Source organism: Parviterribacter multiflagellatus (assembly GCF_056863265.1).
The window spans coordinates 164,398-179,953 of sequence record NZ_JBXPIZ010000010.1 but is presented as its reverse complement, the minus strand read 5'-3'; the positions used below and the strand labels follow the sequence as shown (position 1 = coordinate 179,953).

The 15,556-nt window shown below is 74.2% G+C and carries 13 protein-coding genes and 1 tRNA gene; 9 read left to right on the top strand and 5 right to left on the bottom strand.

Annotated elements, in window-relative coordinates; genetic code table 11:
• Positions 1 to 45 precede the first annotated feature (45 nt).
• Both AC1UE5_RS21450 and AC1UE5_RS21445 read left to right on the top strand, forming a co-directional pair.
• On the top strand, positions 46 to 702 hold the full coding sequence (locus AC1UE5_RS21450) for a hypothetical protein (RefSeq protein WP_482927386.1): 657 nt from the start codon (positions 46 to 48) through the stop codon (positions 700 to 702).
• Between the two features lie 67 nt (positions 703 to 769).
• Positions 770 to 842, top strand: a tRNA-Lys gene (locus AC1UE5_RS21445).
• A 43-nt stretch (positions 843 to 885) separates the two neighbouring features.
• Here AC1UE5_RS21445 and AC1UE5_RS21440 read toward each other — a convergent pair.
• The gene (locus AC1UE5_RS21440) at positions 886 to 1,761 is read right to left on the bottom strand and encodes an RNA polymerase sigma-70 factor (RefSeq protein WP_482927384.1); all 876 of its coding nucleotides are present in this window, start codon (positions 1,759 to 1,761) and stop codon (positions 886 to 888) included.
• 39 nt (positions 1,762 to 1,800) lie between these two features.
• Between AC1UE5_RS21440 and AC1UE5_RS21435 the strand changes: the two genes are divergently transcribed.
• Positions 1,801 to 2,748 carry an NAD-dependent epimerase/dehydratase family protein gene (locus tag AC1UE5_RS21435; RefSeq protein WP_482927382.1) on the top strand — a complete coding sequence of 316 codons (948 nt, stop codon included), beginning with the start codon at positions 1,801 to 1,803 and terminating at the stop codon, positions 2,746 to 2,748.
• A gap of 119 nt (positions 2,749 to 2,867) precedes the next feature.
• On the top strand, positions 2,868 to 5,537 hold the full coding sequence (locus AC1UE5_RS21430) for an acetylxylan esterase (protein WP_482927380.1): 2,670 nt from the start codon (positions 2,868 to 2,870) through the stop codon (positions 5,535 to 5,537).
• Between the two features lie 49 nt (positions 5,538 to 5,586).
• Here AC1UE5_RS21430 and AC1UE5_RS21425 read toward each other — a convergent pair whose 3' ends face one another.
• Positions 5,587 to 7,407 carry a methyl-accepting chemotaxis protein gene (locus AC1UE5_RS21425; protein ID WP_482927378.1) on the bottom strand — a complete coding sequence of 607 codons (1,821 nt, stop codon included), beginning with the start codon at positions 7,405 to 7,407 and terminating at the stop codon, positions 5,587 to 5,589.
• A gap of 139 nt (positions 7,408 to 7,546) precedes the next feature.
• Here AC1UE5_RS21425 and AC1UE5_RS21420 point away from each other — a divergent pair, with 139 nt between their 5' ends.
• From AC1UE5_RS21420 to AC1UE5_RS21405, 4 genes are all read left to right on the top strand, one after another.
• Positions 7,547 to 8,536, top strand: coding sequence for an aldo/keto reductase (locus AC1UE5_RS21420; RefSeq protein WP_482927376.1), 990 nt, complete (start codon positions 7,547 to 7,549; stop codon positions 8,534 to 8,536).
• Positions 8,537 to 8,620: 84 nt separating this feature from the next.
• Positions 8,621 to 10,039 (top strand): MFS transporter, encoded by a 1,419-nt coding sequence (locus tag AC1UE5_RS21415; RefSeq protein WP_482927375.1) that lies wholly within the window; start codon positions 8,621 to 8,623, stop codon positions 10,037 to 10,039.
• Positions 10,040 to 10,209: 170 nt separating this feature from the next.
• On the top strand, positions 10,210 to 11,439 hold the full coding sequence (locus AC1UE5_RS21410) for a macrolide family glycosyltransferase (protein WP_482927372.1): 1,230 nt from the start codon (positions 10,210 to 10,212) through the stop codon (positions 11,437 to 11,439).
• 10 nt (positions 11,440 to 11,449) lie between these two features.
• On the top strand, positions 11,450 to 11,578 hold the full coding sequence (locus AC1UE5_RS21405; RefSeq protein ID WP_482927370.1) for a hypothetical protein: 129 nt from the start codon (positions 11,450 to 11,452) through the stop codon (positions 11,576 to 11,578).
• On the opposite strand, the gene AC1UE5_RS21400 is transcribed toward AC1UE5_RS21405, so the two are convergent.
• Positions 11,575 to 12,189, bottom strand: a complete 615-nt coding sequence (locus tag AC1UE5_RS21400; protein ID WP_482927368.1) for a protein-L-isoaspartate(D-aspartate) O-methyltransferase — start codon at positions 12,187 to 12,189, stop codon at positions 11,575 to 11,577. The genes AC1UE5_RS21405 and AC1UE5_RS21400 overlap by 4 nt on opposite strands.
• A 33-nt stretch (positions 12,190 to 12,222) precedes the next feature.
• Between AC1UE5_RS21400 and wecB the strand changes: the two genes are divergently transcribed.
• Positions 12,223 to 13,293 carry a non-hydrolyzing UDP-N-acetylglucosamine 2-epimerase gene (gene wecB, locus AC1UE5_RS21395; RefSeq protein WP_482927366.1) on the top strand — a complete coding sequence of 357 codons (1,071 nt, stop codon included), beginning with the start codon at positions 12,223 to 12,225 and terminating at the stop codon, positions 13,291 to 13,293.
• Here the strand turns inward: wecB and AC1UE5_RS21390 are convergent.
• On the bottom strand, positions 13,271 to 14,527 hold the full coding sequence (locus AC1UE5_RS21390) for a nucleotide sugar dehydrogenase (RefSeq protein WP_482927364.1): 1,257 nt from the start codon (positions 14,525 to 14,527) through the stop codon (positions 13,271 to 13,273). The two genes, wecB and AC1UE5_RS21390, sit on opposite strands and share 23 nt — an antisense overlap.
• Positions 14,524 to 15,543 (bottom strand): Gfo/Idh/MocA family protein, encoded by a 1,020-nt coding sequence (locus tag AC1UE5_RS21385; RefSeq protein WP_482927362.1) that lies wholly within the window; start codon positions 15,541 to 15,543, stop codon positions 14,524 to 14,526. The genes AC1UE5_RS21390 and AC1UE5_RS21385 overlap by 4 nt, the downstream gene beginning before the upstream one ends.
• Positions 15,544 to 15,556: the final 13 nt, after the last annotated feature.

Sequence of the window (15,556 nt, the reverse complement as noted above, 5' to 3'; positions counted from 1 at the left end):
ATGCTGTTCGATCTACGCGGCCGGGGTCGCCGCAGAGTTGTGCAGGTGGTCTACCTGTCGCTGGCCATCCTCCTGGGTGGCGGCCTGGTGCTGTTCGGCATCGGCGGCGACGTCCAGGGTGGCCTCTTCGACGCGTTCCGCGAGAACGACGGCAACGTGAACGAGCAGTACGAGGAGAACCGCGACAACGCGAAGAAGCGGACCGAGCAGAACCCGCAGAACCCGGCGTTCTGGGCCGAGCTCGCCGCTGCGGAGCTGCAGCTCGCCACCGCCTCGGACGGCTTCAACGAGCAGACCGGCGAGGCCACGGGCGACGCGCGCGAGCACATGGTCGCCGCGCAGGCCGCCTGGAACCGCCACGTCCGCCTCGCGGGTGACAACGTCGACGGCGACCGCGCCGCGTCGATGCGCCAGGCGCTCGAGGTCCTCGGCGACGACGCCGGCGCCGTCCGCGCGCAGGAGGCGGTCCTCGACGGCCTCGGCGACGACGCCGGCCCCGGCGACTACGGCAACCTCGCCCGGCTCGCGTGGCTCGCGGGCCAGGACCGCAAGGGCGACCTCGCGGCCGACCGCGCCGTCGAGCTCACCCCCAAGGACGAGCGCAAGGACTTCCGCGAGCAGCTCGACCAGCTGAAGGCCCAGGTCGCTCTGCAGCAGTCCCAGACGACCACGCAGCCGACGACCACCCTGCCCGGCGGCTGAGCCGCAGCGCGAACCACGTCACAGACGTGGTGCCCCGGCGAGGGGGCGCTAAAATGACTCGCCACACGCCCTTGTAGCTCAACTGGCAGAGCAGCGGACTCTTAATCCGAAGGTTCTAGGTTCGATTCCTAGCGGGGGCACTACGAAGGCCCGGCAGACGCCGGGCCTTTCTCGTTCTTGCGGCTACGGCCTGCCGCGGATGAGCACCGCGGGCGAGGTCGGGCCGAGGTGGCCGAGCTTGTCCGGGTTGAGCATGGAGCGGATCGCCGCGATGCGGCCGTCGGTGACGTCGAAGGCGAGCACGGTGACGACGCGGCCCTCGGGGTCGTGGGCGATGAAGCCGGGCTGGCCGTTGACGCGGGCGGCGGCGACCGTGACGGCCATCCCGTCGGCCTGGCGGGCGAAGGCGCGGAAGGCGTAGGCGATGCGGTCGGCGCCGACGAGCGGGGTGCCGAGCGCGCGGGCCTTGCCGCCGCCGTCGCCGACCAGGACGGCGTCGTCGGCCAGCAGCGCGACGAGGCCGTCGAGGTCGCCGTCGCGAGCGGCGTCGAGGAAGCGGGCGGCGAGCTCGTCGCGACGGGCGAGGTCGGGCTCGAACCGCGGCTGCTCGGCGTCGAGGCGCTTGCGGGCGCGCGAGAGGATCTGGCGCGTGTTGTCCTCCGAGCGCTCGATCACCGCCGCGATCTCGTCGAAGCCGAGCGAGAACGCCTCGCGCAGCACGACCACCGCGCGCTCCACCGGCGACAGCTGCTCGAGCAGCACGAGGAACGCGAGCGAGATCGACTCCTCGTCCTCCACCAGCGCCGGCGCGTCCGCGTCCACGAGCGGCTCCGGGAGCCACGGCCCCGTGTACGCCTCGCGCCGCACGCGCGCGGACTTCAGGACGTCGATCGCCAGGCGCGTGACGACGGTCGTCATCCACGCGCGCTCGTTCTCCACCGCGCCGTCGTGCGACGCGCGGCGCAGGTACGCCTCCTGCACGACGTCCTCGGCCTCGGCGACGCTGCCGAGCATCCGGTAGGCGATGGAGAAGAGCAGCGGCCGCAGGGCGTCGTCCATGAGGTGTCACAGACTGGCACGCCGTCTCGTCCACGGGCCATGAACATCCTGATCGCAGGCGCCAGCGGCGCCATCGGCAAGGCCCTGGTCCCGATGCTGACCGCCCGCGGCCACACCGTCGCCGGCACGACCCGCAGCGAGCCCAAGGGCGAGGAGCTCCGCGCGCTCGGCGCGACCCCCGTCGTCATGGACGGGCTCGACCCCGCCAGCGTGCGGCGCGCGGTGCTCACCACCGAGCCCGACGTGATCCTGCACCAGATGACCGCGCTGACCGATGTCGACTTCACGAAGATCGACGCGTCGTTCGCGCTGACGAACCGGCTGCGCACCGAGGGCCTCGACCACCTGCTCGCCGCGGCGGCGGAGCTCGAGACGATGCCCCGCGTCATCGTCCAGTCGTACGCGGGCTGGCCGTTCGCGCGCACCGGCGGCCCGGTCAAGAGCGAGGACGACCCGCTCGACCCCGACCCGCCGAAGGGCATCCGCGAGACGCACGCGGCGATCCGCCGGATGGAGGAGCGCGCGACCGCGGCGGGCGGCATCGTCCTGCGCTACGGCGGGTTCTACGGGCCGGGCACGGGGATGACGGCCGGCGGCGAGCAGGCCGAGATGATCCGGGCGCGCAAGTTCCCGCTGATCGGCGACGGCGGCGGCGTGTGGTCGTTCGTCCACATCGAGGACGCGGCCGCGGCGACCGTCGCGGCGATCGACCGCGGCCGGCCCGGCGAGATCTACCAGGTGGTCGACGACGAGCCGGCGCCGGTGCGCGAGTGGCTGCCGTTCCTGGCGAAGACGCTCGGCGCCAAGCCCCCGCGGCGGGTGCCGGCCTGGCTGGTCCGGCTCGGCGCGAGCCCCGCGGCGGTGATGATGATGACCACCTCCCGCGGGGCCGCGAACGCGAAGGCCAAGCGCGAGCTCGGGTGGGCGCCGGCGCACCGCACCTGGCGCGAAGGGCTTCCGGAGGTGCTGCGGCCCTTGACGGCGTAGGCGCACCGGAAGCTGGACGAATGGACGAGGTACCGGAACGGGGCAGGGCCACTTAGGGTCACGGGTTCGAGCGCCTCCCAAGCGCTCGGTCCTTCACCCCGAGGAGAGGTCCTGTCCCCATGCGCCTGCCTGCGCTGGCCGCTGCCGTAGCGGCCTGCCTCGCCCTGCCGACCGCGGCCGATGCCGCGGTCACGTCCGTCTTCAGCGGCACGTCGAGCCCGGTGAGCTGCACCCCCGTCGCATCCGGTCCGATCACGGGCGCCCGCATCTGCACGGCGACCCCGTCGACCGTCCCGAGCTTCGACGGCACCCCGATCGACGTCGCTGTGGCGCTCCCCCCCGAGCCGGTGTCCGGCCCCGATGGCGACTTCCCCGTCGTCGGCGTCTACCCCGGCTGGAGCGGCGGGAAGGTCACGCTCTCCGGCACCGACGCCAACACCCAGCGGTGGGTGAGCCGCGGCTACGCCGTGTTCACCGTCACCCCGCGCGGGTGGCGCGCGTCGTGCGGCGCGAGCGTCCCGGCGCCCAAGCCCGCCGCGTGCGCCAACGGCCACATCCACCTGATGCACAACGCGTACGAGGTCCGCGACGTGCAGCACCTGCTCGGCCTGCTCGCCGACGAGGGCATCGTCGACGGCCAGCGCACCGCGGCGACCGGCGGCTCGTACGGCGGCGGCATGTCGCTGGCGCTCGGCGCCCTCAACGACCGCACGCAGCTCGCCAACGGGACGCTCGTGCCGTGGCAGAGCCCGGGCGGCAAGCCGATGCGCACCGCCGCGGCGACCCCGGACATCCCGTGGAGCGACCTGCCGTACTCGCTCGTGCCGAACGGCTCGACGCTCGACTACGTCGCGGACGCCCCGTACTTCGGCGTCAGCGGCGACCGGCGGATCGGCGTGCAGAAGCAGGCGGTCAACGCGTCGCTGTACGGCGCCGGCACGGTGTTCGGCTTCTACGCGCCCAAGGGGTCGGACCCGCAGGGCGACATGGTCGGCTGGAACGACCTGATCAGCACCGGCGGCCCGTACGACGGCGACGCCGCGACGAAGGCCGCGCTGGACGAGCTGTCCGCGAACCACTCGGGCTACGGCATCGACGCCTCGCGCGCCCCCGCGCCGATGCTGCTGTCCAGCGGCTGGAACGACGACCTGTTCCCGGTCAGCGAGACCGTCCGGTACTACAACAAGGTCCGCACGCTCCACCCGAGCACGCCGATCAAGATGTTCCACAGCGACCACGGGCACGCCCGCGGCGGGACCGAGGGGACGCAAGCGGCGTCGCTCGCGACCATGCAGACCGCGTGGATCGAGCACTACGTCAGCGGCGTCGGCCCGGCGCCGGCGAACGCCCGCGGCGGCGTGGACATCATGACCAGCACGTGCCCGGCGACGTCCGCGGGCGCCGCGGCGAGCGCGCCGAGCTGGGCGGCGCTCGCGCCGGGTGAGATCCGCCTGACGAGCGCGCCGGCGAAGACGGTCGGTGCCCCCGGCACCGCGCCCAACGGCCAGTTCGTCAGCGGCAACGTGTGCGCGACGACAGCCAGCGAGGTCAACGGGTCGGCGGCGACGTACACGCTCGACCCCGCGCCGAGCACGTTCACGATCGCGGGCGCGGCGACGATCATCGCCGACACCACCGTGACCGGCGCGAACGACGCGCTCATCGGCCGGCTCTACGACGTCGACCCGGGCGCGTCGACCCAGCGGATGATCGCCCGCACGATCCTGCGCCCGACGGGTGTCGGCGCAGGGCCGACGCGGCAGGTGTTCCAGCTCCATCCGCAGGCCTACGCCGTCGCGGCCGGCCACGTGCTGAAGCTCGAGCTGCTGCCTCAGGACTCGCCGTACGCGCGCCTGCCCGCGGCCGCGATGCCGCAGGAGCCGATCACGGTGGCGAACCTCGAGCTGCGCGTGCCGGTGCTGGACGCGCCCGGCTCGATCCCCGGCGTCGTGCAGGCGCCGGCGGCGAAGGTCGTGCCCGCGGGGTACGAGCTGGCGCGCGGCTTCGCTCCGCCGCTCACCGCGCCGGCGAGCGCCGCGTTCGCCGGGGTCGAGCAGGGCCGTGTCGGCACGGCACGCACGATCGCGGAGAAGAACACCGGGTCGGCTGACGCGGAGATCCAGCGCGTCCGGATGACGGGACACGACCCGGACGCGTTCCTCGTCAGCCGTGACGAGTGCGCCGGCGAGGTCCTCGAGCCGAACGAGACGTGCGTGATCGCGGTGCGGTTCGCCCCCGAGGCGCAGGGCCCGAGCACGGCGTCCCTGTCGGTCTCGAGCGACGTGACGAGCCCCCTCCAGATCGCGCTCACCGGTACCGGCACGGCGCCGGTCGGCGGGCCGAAGGGTGACACCGGCGCGACCGGCGACACCGGCGCGAAGGGCGACACGGGTGCGCCGGGTGCGAAGGGCGACACCGGGGCGCACGGCGCTCCGGGGGCCGCCGGCGCGCAGGGTCCCGCCGGACCGAAGGGCGACAGGGGCGAGAAGGGCGAGCCCGGCCTCCGTGGCGCCACCGGCCCGCGCGGGGCGGCGGCCACGGTCACCTGCACGCCCAAGCGCGTCCGCAACACCGTGCGGGTCACGTGCTCGGTGCGGCTGAAGACCGCCAAGGGCGCACGCGTCGCGCTCGTGAGGGGCGGCCGGACGTACGCGACGGCGAAGGTGCGCCGCGGCTCGCGCGTCGCGGCGCTGCGGGTCACACGCCCGCTGCGCGCCGGTAGCTACACGGTGCGCGTGACGACGCCGGCGGGCCGCACCACGGCCCCGCTGACGCTGAAGGCGCGGTAGGACGGCGAGGGGGAGGCGCCGCGCAGGCGCCTCCCCGTCGCGACGGCGGCTAGGCCAGCTGGAAGCGGCCGACGAGGCCCTCGAGCTCCGACGCGGTGGAGGCGAGCTGCTGCGCCGAGGAGGCGATCTCCTGGGCGGACGCGCTCGTCTCCTCCGTCGAGGCCGAGACCTCCTCGGAGGACGCGGAGGACTGCTCGGCGACGGCGGCGACCTCGGTCATGTCGGCCTGGACCTTCTCGGCCGACGCCGCGATCTGCTGGACCGCGGCGGCGATCGCGTCGACGCGGCCGGTCATCCCGTCGACCGACTCGCCGATCCGGGAGAAGGCGTCGCGCGCCTGCTCGACCGTCGCGGAGCCCTCCTCGGTCCGCGCGTTGGTCTCCTCGACCACCGCGACGGCCTGGGTCGTCTCGCCCTGGATCTCCTCGACGAGCGTCGCGATCGAGGCGGCCGCGGACTGCGACTCCTCGGCCAGCTTGCGGACCTCCTCGGCGACCACGGCGAAGCCGCGGCCCTGCTCGCCCGCGCGTGCGGCCTCGATGGCCGCGTTCAGCGCGAGGAGGTTCGTCTGCTCGGAGATGCCGGTGATGGTCGCGACGATGCCGCCGATCTGCTCCGACTTGGCCGACAGGTGCTGCATGGCCGACGTCACGGCGCCCGACGACTCGCGCACCTGGCGCATCGCCTCGGTCGCGCGGGCCACGGCCTCCTCGCCCTCGTGGGCGACCTGGCGGGCCTCCTGGGCGGCCTGCGCGGTCTCCTGCGCGGACCGGGCGGACGCCTCGGTCGCGGCCGAGACCTCCTCGGTCGCGTGCTTGGCCTCCTCGACCGAGCGGACCTGGCGCTCGGCGCCCTGGGCGACGTCGGACACGGCCTGGGCGATCTCGCCGACGGCGCGGCCGGCCTCCTCCGAGGTGGACGCCATCTCCTGCGACGCGGACGAGAGCGTCGACGCGCTGCTCTGGACGGCGCCGACCAGCTCGCGCAGCTCGGTGACCATCGTGCTGAGCGCGGTGCCGAGCGCGTCGCGCTCGGACTTCGGCTCGACCTCGACGGTCAGGTCTCCCTGGGCGACGCGGTTCGCGGCGCCCGCCATGTCGCCGAGGTAGCCGGTCATCGTGCGGAACTCGTCGGCGAGCTGGCCGACCTCGTCGCGCGAGCGCACGGCGATGTCCTGCTCGAGGTCGCCCTCGGCGATGCCGCGCGCGGCGCGCAGGACCTGGCCGATGCCGCCGGTGATGGTGCGGGCGACGAGGAACGCGACGGCGCCGGCGAGCAGCACGGCGAAGGCGATGAAGCCGATGATCAGGTTGCGCGCGTCGGCGTAGGTCGCCTCGGCGTGCGCGAACGTGTCGTCGCCGAGCTTGTCGTTGTACGCCGCCCACGCCTCGAGCGCGTCCTCGGTGTCGCTCAGCGAGCTGGCGTTCATGACGCGGATCGCCCCGCGGATGTCGCCGGCGGTCGTCAGCTTGGTGGACTCCTCGGTCGACGCGAGGTAGGCGGTCCACTGCTCCTTCGCGGCGTCGCGCAGCTCGCGGTCCCGGCCGTCGGCGATCAGCGCGTCGTAGTCCGCGAAGAGCTTGTCGACCTTGGCGAGCGTCTGCGGCATCTCGTCCAGCAGCTCGGCCTTCTTCTTCGCGTCGGCGGTGGGCTGGCGGAACTGGTCCTTGCGGTAGTCCTGAGCAAGCATCGCGATGTCGTCGACGAGCGAGATGCTCGGGACGACCGAGTTGTTGATCTCCTCCGCGCCGTCGCTGATCGCGCCCATCTTCGAGAGCGCGAGCAGACCGAGCACGAGCACGACGAGCAGGACGGCCGCGAAGCTGGCGTAGAGCTTCTTGGCGATGGACAGGTTGCGGAAGAGGGGCATCGGCGCCTTACCAAGGTCGATTGGACGTTCGGACGGGGTAGTCGGTCACCCGCCTGACGTCTGCGCGCCAACTCGGACATCGTGATGCCACTTGGCGGGCCCGCGGTCCTCGGGCGCCGCGCGTCGTAGCCTCGCCTCCATGCGCACCCGCACCCTTGGCTCGACCGGCCGCACGGTCTCGGAGATCGGCTTCGGCGCCTGGCAGATCGGCGCCGACTGGGGCGCCGTCGACGAGGACGACGCGATCCGCACGCTCCACGCCGCCGCCGACAGCGGCGTCACGTTCTTCGACACGGCCGACGTCTACGGCGACGGGCGCTCGGAGCGGCTCGTCGGCCGCCTGCTGCGCGAGCGCGGCGGGGCGGACTCCGCGCTCACCGTCGCGACCAAGATGGGCCGCCGCGCCGAGCAGCGCGTGGAGAACTACTCGCCCGAGAACTTCCGCACGTGGAACGACCGCAGCCGCGAGAACCTCGGCGTCGACACGCTCGACCTCGTCCAGCTCCACTGCCCGCCGACCGACCTCTACTACGCGCCGGCGGTCTTCGAGGATCTCGAGCGGATGGTGGAGGAGGGGCGCATCGCGAAGTACGGCGTCTCGGTCGAGCGCGTGGAGGAGGCGCTGAAGGCGATCGAGTACCCGAACGTCGCGGCGGTGCAGATCATCTTCAACCCGTTCCGCCAGCGGCCCGCGTCGCTGTTCTTCGCCGAGGCGGCCCGGCGGGACGTGGGGATCATCGTCCGCGTCCCGCTCGCCTCCGGCCTGCTCTCCGGCAAGTACACCCGCGACACGACCTTCGGCGCCGACGACCATCGCAACTACAACCGCGCCGGCGCGGCGTTCGACGTCGGCGAGACGTTCAGCGGCGTCCCGTTCGAGGTCGGCCTCGACGCGGTGGAGGAGCTGCGGCCGCTCGTGCCCGAGCGCGCGACGCTCGCCCAGCTCGCGCTGCGGTGGATCCTCGACCACGAGGCGGTCTCGACCGTGATCCCGGGCGCGCGCAACCCCGAGCAGGCGGAGGCGAACGCCGCGGCGGCGAGGCTCCCAGCGCTCGACGAGGCGACCCACGCGGCGATCGCGAAGGTCTACGCGGAGCGCATCGCGCCGTACGTGCACCAGCGCTGGTAAGCCGCCGCGCACTTTGGGGCCGGTTCGACCGGATTCGAACCGGCCCTTGACCTCAACCGTGGTTGAACGCCCAAGATGTGGTGCATGTCCTCTTCGAACGGCACGCACCGCGGCGCGATCCTCGCGCTGGTGCTCGCCGGCCAGTTCCTCGTCGTCCTCGACGTCTCCATCGTCAACGTCGCGCTCCCGTCGATGCAGACGGCGCTCGGGTTCACCGACGCCGGCCTGCAGTGGGCGGTCAACGCGTACACCATCGCCTTCGCCGGCTTCCTGCTCCTCGGCGGCCGCCTCGCCGACCTCTTCGGCCACCGCCGCGCGCTCGTGGCCGGCCTGGCGTTGTTCGCGGCCGGCTCGCTGCTCGGCGGGGTCGCCGAGTCGCAGGGCGTGCTGATCGCCGGCAGGGCGCTGCAAGGCCTCGGCGGCGCGGTGCTCTCGCCCGCGACGCTCACGATCCTCACCACGACGTTCCGCGAGGGGCCGGAGCGCGCCAAGGCGCTCGGCTGGTGGATGGCCGTCGGCGCCGCGGGCGGCGCGGTGGGCGCCCTGGCCGGCGGCGTGCTGACGGAGACCCTGTCGTGGCGCTGGGTGCTGCTCGTCAACGCGCCCATCGCGATCGCGGTGCTCGTCGCGACCCTGCGCGTGGTGCCCGCGGACGCGGCCCGCGTGGACGGGGAGCCGCGGCAGCGCCTCGACGTCGGCGGCGCCGTCACCGCCACGGCCGGCCTGGCGGCGGTCGTCCTCGGCATCGTGCAGAGCGTCGAGCACGGCTGGGGCTCGGCCGCGACGCTCGTGCCGCTGCTGGCCGGCGTCGCGCTGCTGGCCGTCTTCGTCGGGTGGGAGCACCGCGTCGCCAGCGCGCCGCTGATGCCGCTCGGCATCCTGCGCTACCCCGGCCTGGCGACCGCCAACGTCGTGATGCTCCTGTCCGGCTCGGCGTTCTTCGCGATCTGGTTCTTCGTCTCGATCTACCAGCAGGACGTGCTCGGGATGAGCTCGATCGAGGCGGGCGTCGGCTTCCTGCCGCACACGCTCGCGCTGATCGTCTCGTCGCAGGTCTCGACCCGGTACCTGGGCCGTCACGACCCGCGCGCGGTGATCTCCGGCGGCCTGCTGCTGAGCGCGATCGGCTTCCTGTGGCAGGCGCAGGCGTCCGCCGACGGGACGTACTGGGCGGACGTCTTCGGGCCCGGCATCGTGCTCTGCTTCGGCGCCGGCCTGGGCTTCGCGCCGATCGCGGGCGCCGCGACGGCGGGCGTGCCGCCGACGCTGGCGGGGCTCGCGTCCGGTCTGCTCAACGCGTCGCGGATGTTCGGCGGCGCGCTCGGGCTCGCCGCCCTGACGACGATCGCCGCGGGCGCCTCGACGCCGACGGACGGGTTCGACCGGGCCTTCGCGGCCTCCGCGGGCGTGCTGGTGGTGACGGCCGCGGTCGCGTGGCTGCTGCCGGGGCCGCGTCGGGTTCGAACCTCCCCCGAGCCGGTCGCGCACGGGGCCGAGGCGTGACGGGCTAGGCTGGCGCCATGTTCGTGAAGCTGTACGCGGTCTACTACCGCTAGTCGCCGCACTTCCGCGCCGCCCCCGCGCCGCGGTGACACGCCGGCCGCTTCTGGCGCGCGCATCTCGCGCGCGCCGCTTCACGTTCATCTCGCAGCACCCCCAAGGAGGTCCGAGCCATGGCCGCTCGCCCCGCCCACATCGCCGTCTTCTCCGTGCCCGCGCACGGCCACGTCCACCCGCACCTCGGCCTCGTCCGCGAGCTCGTCCGCCGCGGGCACCGCGTCACGTACGCCAACGACCCGTCGTTCGCGCCGGTCGTCGAGCCCACCGGCGCGACGCTCGTGCCGTACACGACGACGCTGCCGATCCACGGCGCCGCGCAGGACGCGTGGCCGGAGGACCCGGTCGCCGGCCAGCGCCTGTTCCTCACCGAGGGACGCGCGGCGCTGACGCAGCTGCGCGACGCGTACGCCGGCGACACGCCCGACCTGGTCCTGCACGACACGACCGGCTTCGCCGGAGCGGTGCTCGCGCACGAGTGGGGCGTGCCCGTGATCCAGCTGTGGGCGCATCTCGCGCCGTGGGACACGTACGAGGAGGACAACGCCGAGATGCTCGCCGCGATGCGGGCGCTGCCGGGCTACGCCGCGTACCGGGACGACTTCGCGGCGTGGCTGGCGGAGAACGGGCTCGGCGACGTGGACGCGGACGACTTCGTCGCCAAGCCGGAGCTGGGGCTGATCGTGATCCCGCGGCCGATGCAGCCGTTCGCGCACCGCGTGGGCGCGACCTTCCGCTTCGTCGGGCCGATCATCGACACCGAGCGGGAGAACGGCGCGACGTGGACGCCGCCGGCCGACGGGCGGCGCGTGCTGCTCGTGTCGCTCGGCAGCGCGTACACCGACCAGCCGGCGTTCTACCGAGAGGTGCTGGCGGCGTTCGGCGACGATCCGGCGTGGCACGTCGTGGTCAACGTCGGGAAGACCGTCCGGCCGGAGGAGCTCGGGCCGGCGCCCGCGAACGTCGAGCTGCTCCCGTGGGTGCCGCAGCTGCGCGTGCTCGAGCACGCCGACGCGTTCATCAGCCACTGCGGGATGGGCTCGGCGGGAGAGGCGCTGTGGTTCGGCGTCCCGGTCGTGGGCGTGCCGCAGGCGGTCGACCAGTTCGGCAACGCGGACCTGCTCGTGCAGCTCGGCGTCGGCCGGAGGATCGACACCGAGGACGCCACGTCCGCCGCTCTGCGGAGCGCCGTGGACGGGCTGCTCACCGACGAGGACGCCCGGTTCGGCCTGGCCACCATCAGCGCCGAGCTGCGCGCCGAGGGCGGGCCCGGGCCGGCCGCGGACGTGGTCGAGGCGCACCTGCGCGCCAGAAGGTCCGGCACTTCCGTCGCCGGACGGAGTTGAAGGAGGTGAGATGAGCCCCACCACCGCAGAAGACCGCCGGCGCGTGATCCTCATGCTCCTGCGCGAGGGCCGCATCGGGCCCACCGCGGTCCCGGCGCCGCCCGCGCCGGCGCCGCAGAGCGCCGGAAGCGGTCGCTAACCGCCGACCAACGGCACGAAGCGCACGGCGCCATGGACGCTGGGACGGCGTACGCGTCCGTCGGCGCCCCGCGTGACGAGGACCAGCCGCTCGCCGACCGGGAGGACCAGCCGGCCTCCCGGGGCGAGCTGCTCCACCAGCGCCGGCGGCACCCGCGCCGGCGCGGCGGCGGCCACGTTGATCGCGTCGTAGGGCGCCTCCGCCGGCCAGCCCGCGGTACCGTCGCCGACGAGCAGCTCGATCCCCTCGATGCCCGCCCGCGCCAGCGCCGCGGCGGCGCCGGCCGAGAGCTCCGGGTCGCGCTCGATCGACCACACCTTCCCCCCGAGCGCGGCGAGCACCGCCGCGTGGTAGCCGGAGCCGGTCCCGACGTCCAGGACGCGGCGGCCGGGCCGCACGTCGAGCAGCGCGGCCATGTGCGCGACGACGCGCGGCTGGGAGATCGTCTGGTCGTGCCCGATGGGCAGCGCTGCGTCCCACCACGCGCGGGCGCGCAACGACTCGGGCACGAACGCGTCGCGCGGGACCTTCGCCATCGCCGCGAGCACGCGCTCGTCGCCGATCACGTCGCGCAGCTCCTCGATCAGGGCCTCCATAGACTCGGCGCCCATGCCAGAAGCCTGCCCGATCGCGCCGCGCCGAACATGAAGTTCCTCACCGTGATCGGGAACCGGCCGCAGTTCGTCAAGGCCGCGGCCGTCTCGCGGCTGCTGCGCGCCGAGCACGACGAGGTGCTCGTCCACACCGGCCAGCACCACGACGACGAGCTGTCGACGATCTTCTTCAGCGAGCTGGGTGTCCCGCGGCCGGAGCTCGAGCTGCAGATCCACGGCGGGTCGAACACGTCGCAGACCGCGCGGATGCTCAGCGCGCTGGAGCCGATCCTGGCTGAGCACGCGCCGGACGCGGTGCTCGTCTACGGCGACACGAACTCGACGCTGGCCGGCGGGCTGGCGGCGGCGCAGGCGGGCGTGCCCGTGGCGCACGTCGAGGCGGGCATGCGCTCGTTCGATCGCCTGATGCCCGAGGAGCTCAACCGCGTCCTCGTCGACCACCTGAGCGATCTGCTGCTCGTCCCCGCCGAGGCGGCGGCGCGCAACCTCGCGGCGGAGCGCGTGGCGGGCGAGGTGGTCATCGTCGGCGACGTGATGGTCGACGTGGCGCTGGCGATGCAGCCGCGCGCGCGGGAGCGGACGCCGGTGGTCGACGTGGAGCCGGGCGCGTTCGTCCTGGCCACCGCCCACCGCGCGGGCAACGTGGACGACCCGGCGCGCCTGCGGCAGCTGGTCGACCTCCTCCTCGCCGTGCCCGGCCCGGTGGTGCTGCCGCTCCACCCGCGCACGCGCGCCCGCCTGACCTCCGCTGGGCTGCTGGAGACCGTCGAGCGGGAGCTGGTCGTCACCCCACCGCTCGGCTACCTCGACTTCACCGCGCTGCTCGTGCGCGCGCGGGCGATGCTCACCGACAGCGGCGGCGTGCAGAAGGAGGCGTACCTCGCCGGCGTCCCGTGCGTGACGATGCGCGACACGACCGAGTGGAACGAGACGGTCGACGCCGGCTGGAACGTCCTGGTCGACCTCGACACGCCCGCCGCGCTCGCGGCGCTGGAGCGGACGCCCCCGGCCGAGCGCCCGATGCTCTACGGCGACGGGCGCGCGGGCGAGCGGGTCGTCGCCGCGCTGACGGCAGCGCCTACGGCCGCCCGATCCGCCTGAGCTCGACGCCCTCGAACAGCGCCGCGTCGAGGACGTCGCGGCCGTCCACCACGCGCGTGACGCCCGGCAGGTCCGCGGCGCGCAGCTCGCGGTACTCGGGGTGGTCGGCCTGGACGATGGCGAGGTCGACCGCGGACGCGCCGTCCCACGGCTCGTAGCCCTCCGCGCGCAGCTCGTCCGCGTCGTACAGCGGGTCCGCGAAGACCGCCTCCGCGCCGCGCCGGCCCAGCTCCGAGCGCAGCGCCAGCGCGCCGCTGAACGCCGACTCCTTCACGCCGCCGCGGTACGCGACGCCGAGCACCAGCACGCGCTTGCCGGCCACGTCGCCGAGCAGGTCGACCGCGTAAGCGGGCATCGCCTCGTTGACCTCGCGGGCCAACGCGGGGAGCCGCGCCTCGGGCGCGCCGGCGAGGTAGAAGCGCGGGTAGACCGGGATGCAGTGGCCGCCGACGGCGACGCCGGGCCGGTGGATGTGGCTGAACGGCTGCGAGTTGGAGGCGTCGATGACCTTGTCGACGTCCAGCCCCCACGCGTCCGCCGTCCGCGCCAGCTCGTTGGCGTAGGCGATGTTGAGGTCGCGGTAGGTCGTCTCGGCGAGCTTGGCCAGCTCGGCCGCCTCCGCGCCGCCCAGCTCCCACACCTCGGCGGTGTCGGGGATGAACTGGCGGTACAGCTCGGCCGCGCGGCGCTCGCCCGCGGGCGTCAGGCCGCCGACGAGCTTGGGGTACGTCGCGAGATCGCGGAACACGCGCCCGCTGAACACGCGCTCGGGGGAGAACGCGAGGTGGAAGTCCGTGCCCTCGCGCAGCCCGCTCGCCGCCTCCAGCCGGGGTGCGATGCGCTTGCGCGTCGAGCCGAGCGGGAGGGTCGTCTCGACCACGACGGTCGTGCCCGCCTTGAGGCCCCGGCCGATGTCGTCGGTGACCGCGTCGAGCGTGCGCCAGTCCGGCTCGGCGCTGGCGTCCACGTACAGCGGCGGGACCGCGACGACCAGCTCCGGCCCCTCGGCGACCGCCGCGGTGGTCTCGCTCGTCGCGCGCAGCAGCCCCGCGCCGACGGTCTCTGCCAGCCCCTCGGCCAGCCCGGCCTCGCCGGGGAACGGCTCCTGCGCGGCGTTGACCAGGTCGATGACGCGCCGGTCGATGTCGCAGCCGACGACCTCGTGACCTGCGCGCGCGATCTGGACCGCCAGCGGCAGCCCGATCTTCCCGAGTGCGACGACGACGGCCTTCACGAGGCGGCCGCCAGGCGGATCGTCTCGTGGCGCCGCGCGCTCGCGAGCACGGCCTCGGCGGTGAGCACCGTCTCCAGCCCCGCGTCGAGCGGGACGACCGGCGCGTCGTCGTCGCCGCCGACGTAGGCCCAGAACGCCTCGTGCTCGACCAGCAGCGGCTCCCGGCGCTGGAGCGCGAAGCGGATGCTGTTGCCCTCGGAGACCCCCCGCAGCTGCTGCGCGGCGTCCCAGCCGATCGCCACGTCGGCGTTCTCGTGCAGCGTCAGGTCGCCCGTCAGCGTGTCGGCGACGAGCATCCCGCGCTCGCCCAGGATGCGCGTGCGGCGCGCCTTCGTGGGCGTCAGCCAGTCGACGTTGCAGGTGAAGGGCACGTCGCTCGCCAGCCGCCCGGTGACCAGCACGAGGTCCTCGTGCTCGCGGCCCATCCGGTGGGACGTCTGCGCGGCGACCATCTCGACCGGCGCGCCGCCGAGCCAGCGGACGAGGTCGAGGTCGTGCGTCGCCAGGTCCTTCACCACGCCGACGTCGCGGATGCGGTCGGGGAACGGGCCGTTGCGCTCGGTCCCGATCAGCATCAGCGGGCCGAGCGTGTCGAGCCGCTCGCGGGCGGCGAGCAGCGCGGGGTTGTAGCGCTCGACGTGGCCGACGGCGCCGCGGACGCCCGCGGCGGCGACCGCGTCGATGATCTCGCGCGCCTCGTCGCCCGTCGCCGCCAGCGGCTTCTCGACGAGCACGCTGACGCCCTCGGCGGCGAGCCGCGCGACGCAGCCGACGTGCTCCTCGGTCGGCACCGCGACGACGGCGAAGTCGATCGGCGTGCGCGCGTTGGCGGCGAGCAGCGCGTCGAGGTCGTCGTGGCGCTGCGCGGCGTCGCGGATCGCGTTGAAGCGGTCGCCCGTCGGGTCGACGGCGCCGGCGAAGGTGACGCGCGGGTCGGTCTGGAGGATGCGAGCGTGGTGGCGGCCGATCATGCCCAGGCCGAGCACCGCGCCGCGCAGGGGCTTCGGGCCGTCCATGCGGCCGTTAGGG

Excerpts from the sequence above, each read along its gene's own strand:
- AC1UE5_RS21430 (WP_482927380.1), top strand. The coding sequence starts at position 2,868 with ATGCGCCTGCCTGCGCTGGCCGCTGCCGTAGCGGCCTGCCTCGCCCTG.
- AC1UE5_RS21440 (WP_482927384.1), bottom strand. The coding sequence starts at position 1,761 with ATGGACGACGCCCTGCGGCCGCTGCTCTTCTCCATCGCCTACCGGATG.
- AC1UE5_RS21435 (WP_482927382.1), top strand. The coding sequence starts at position 1,801 with ATGAACATCCTGATCGCAGGCGCCAGCGGCGCCATCGGCAAGGCCCTG.
- wecB (WP_482927366.1), top strand. The coding sequence starts at position 12,223 with ATGAAGTTCCTCACCGTGATCGGGAACCGGCCGCAGTTCGTCAAGGCC.
- AC1UE5_RS21405 (WP_482927370.1), top strand. The coding sequence starts at position 11,450 with ATGAGCCCCACCACCGCAGAAGACCGCCGGCGCGTGATCCTCATGCTC.
- AC1UE5_RS21410 (WP_482927372.1), top strand. The coding sequence starts at position 10,210 with ATGGCCGCTCGCCCCGCCCACATCGCCGTCTTCTCCGTGCCCGCGCAC.
- AC1UE5_RS21425 (WP_482927378.1), bottom strand. The coding sequence starts at position 7,407 with ATGCCCCTCTTCCGCAACCTGTCCATCGCCAAGAAGCTCTACGCCAGC.
- AC1UE5_RS21400 (WP_482927368.1), bottom strand. The coding sequence starts at position 12,189 with ATGGGCGCCGAGTCTATGGAGGCCCTGATCGAGGAGCTGCGCGACGTG.
- AC1UE5_RS21420 (WP_482927376.1), top strand. The coding sequence starts at position 7,547 with ATGCGCACCCGCACCCTTGGCTCGACCGGCCGCACGGTCTCGGAGATC.
- AC1UE5_RS21385 (WP_482927362.1), bottom strand. The coding sequence starts at position 15,543 with ATGGACGGCCCGAAGCCCCTGCGCGGCGCGGTGCTCGGCCTGGGCATG.
- AC1UE5_RS21415 (WP_482927375.1), top strand. The coding sequence starts at position 8,621 with ATGTCCTCTTCGAACGGCACGCACCGCGGCGCGATCCTCGCGCTGGTG.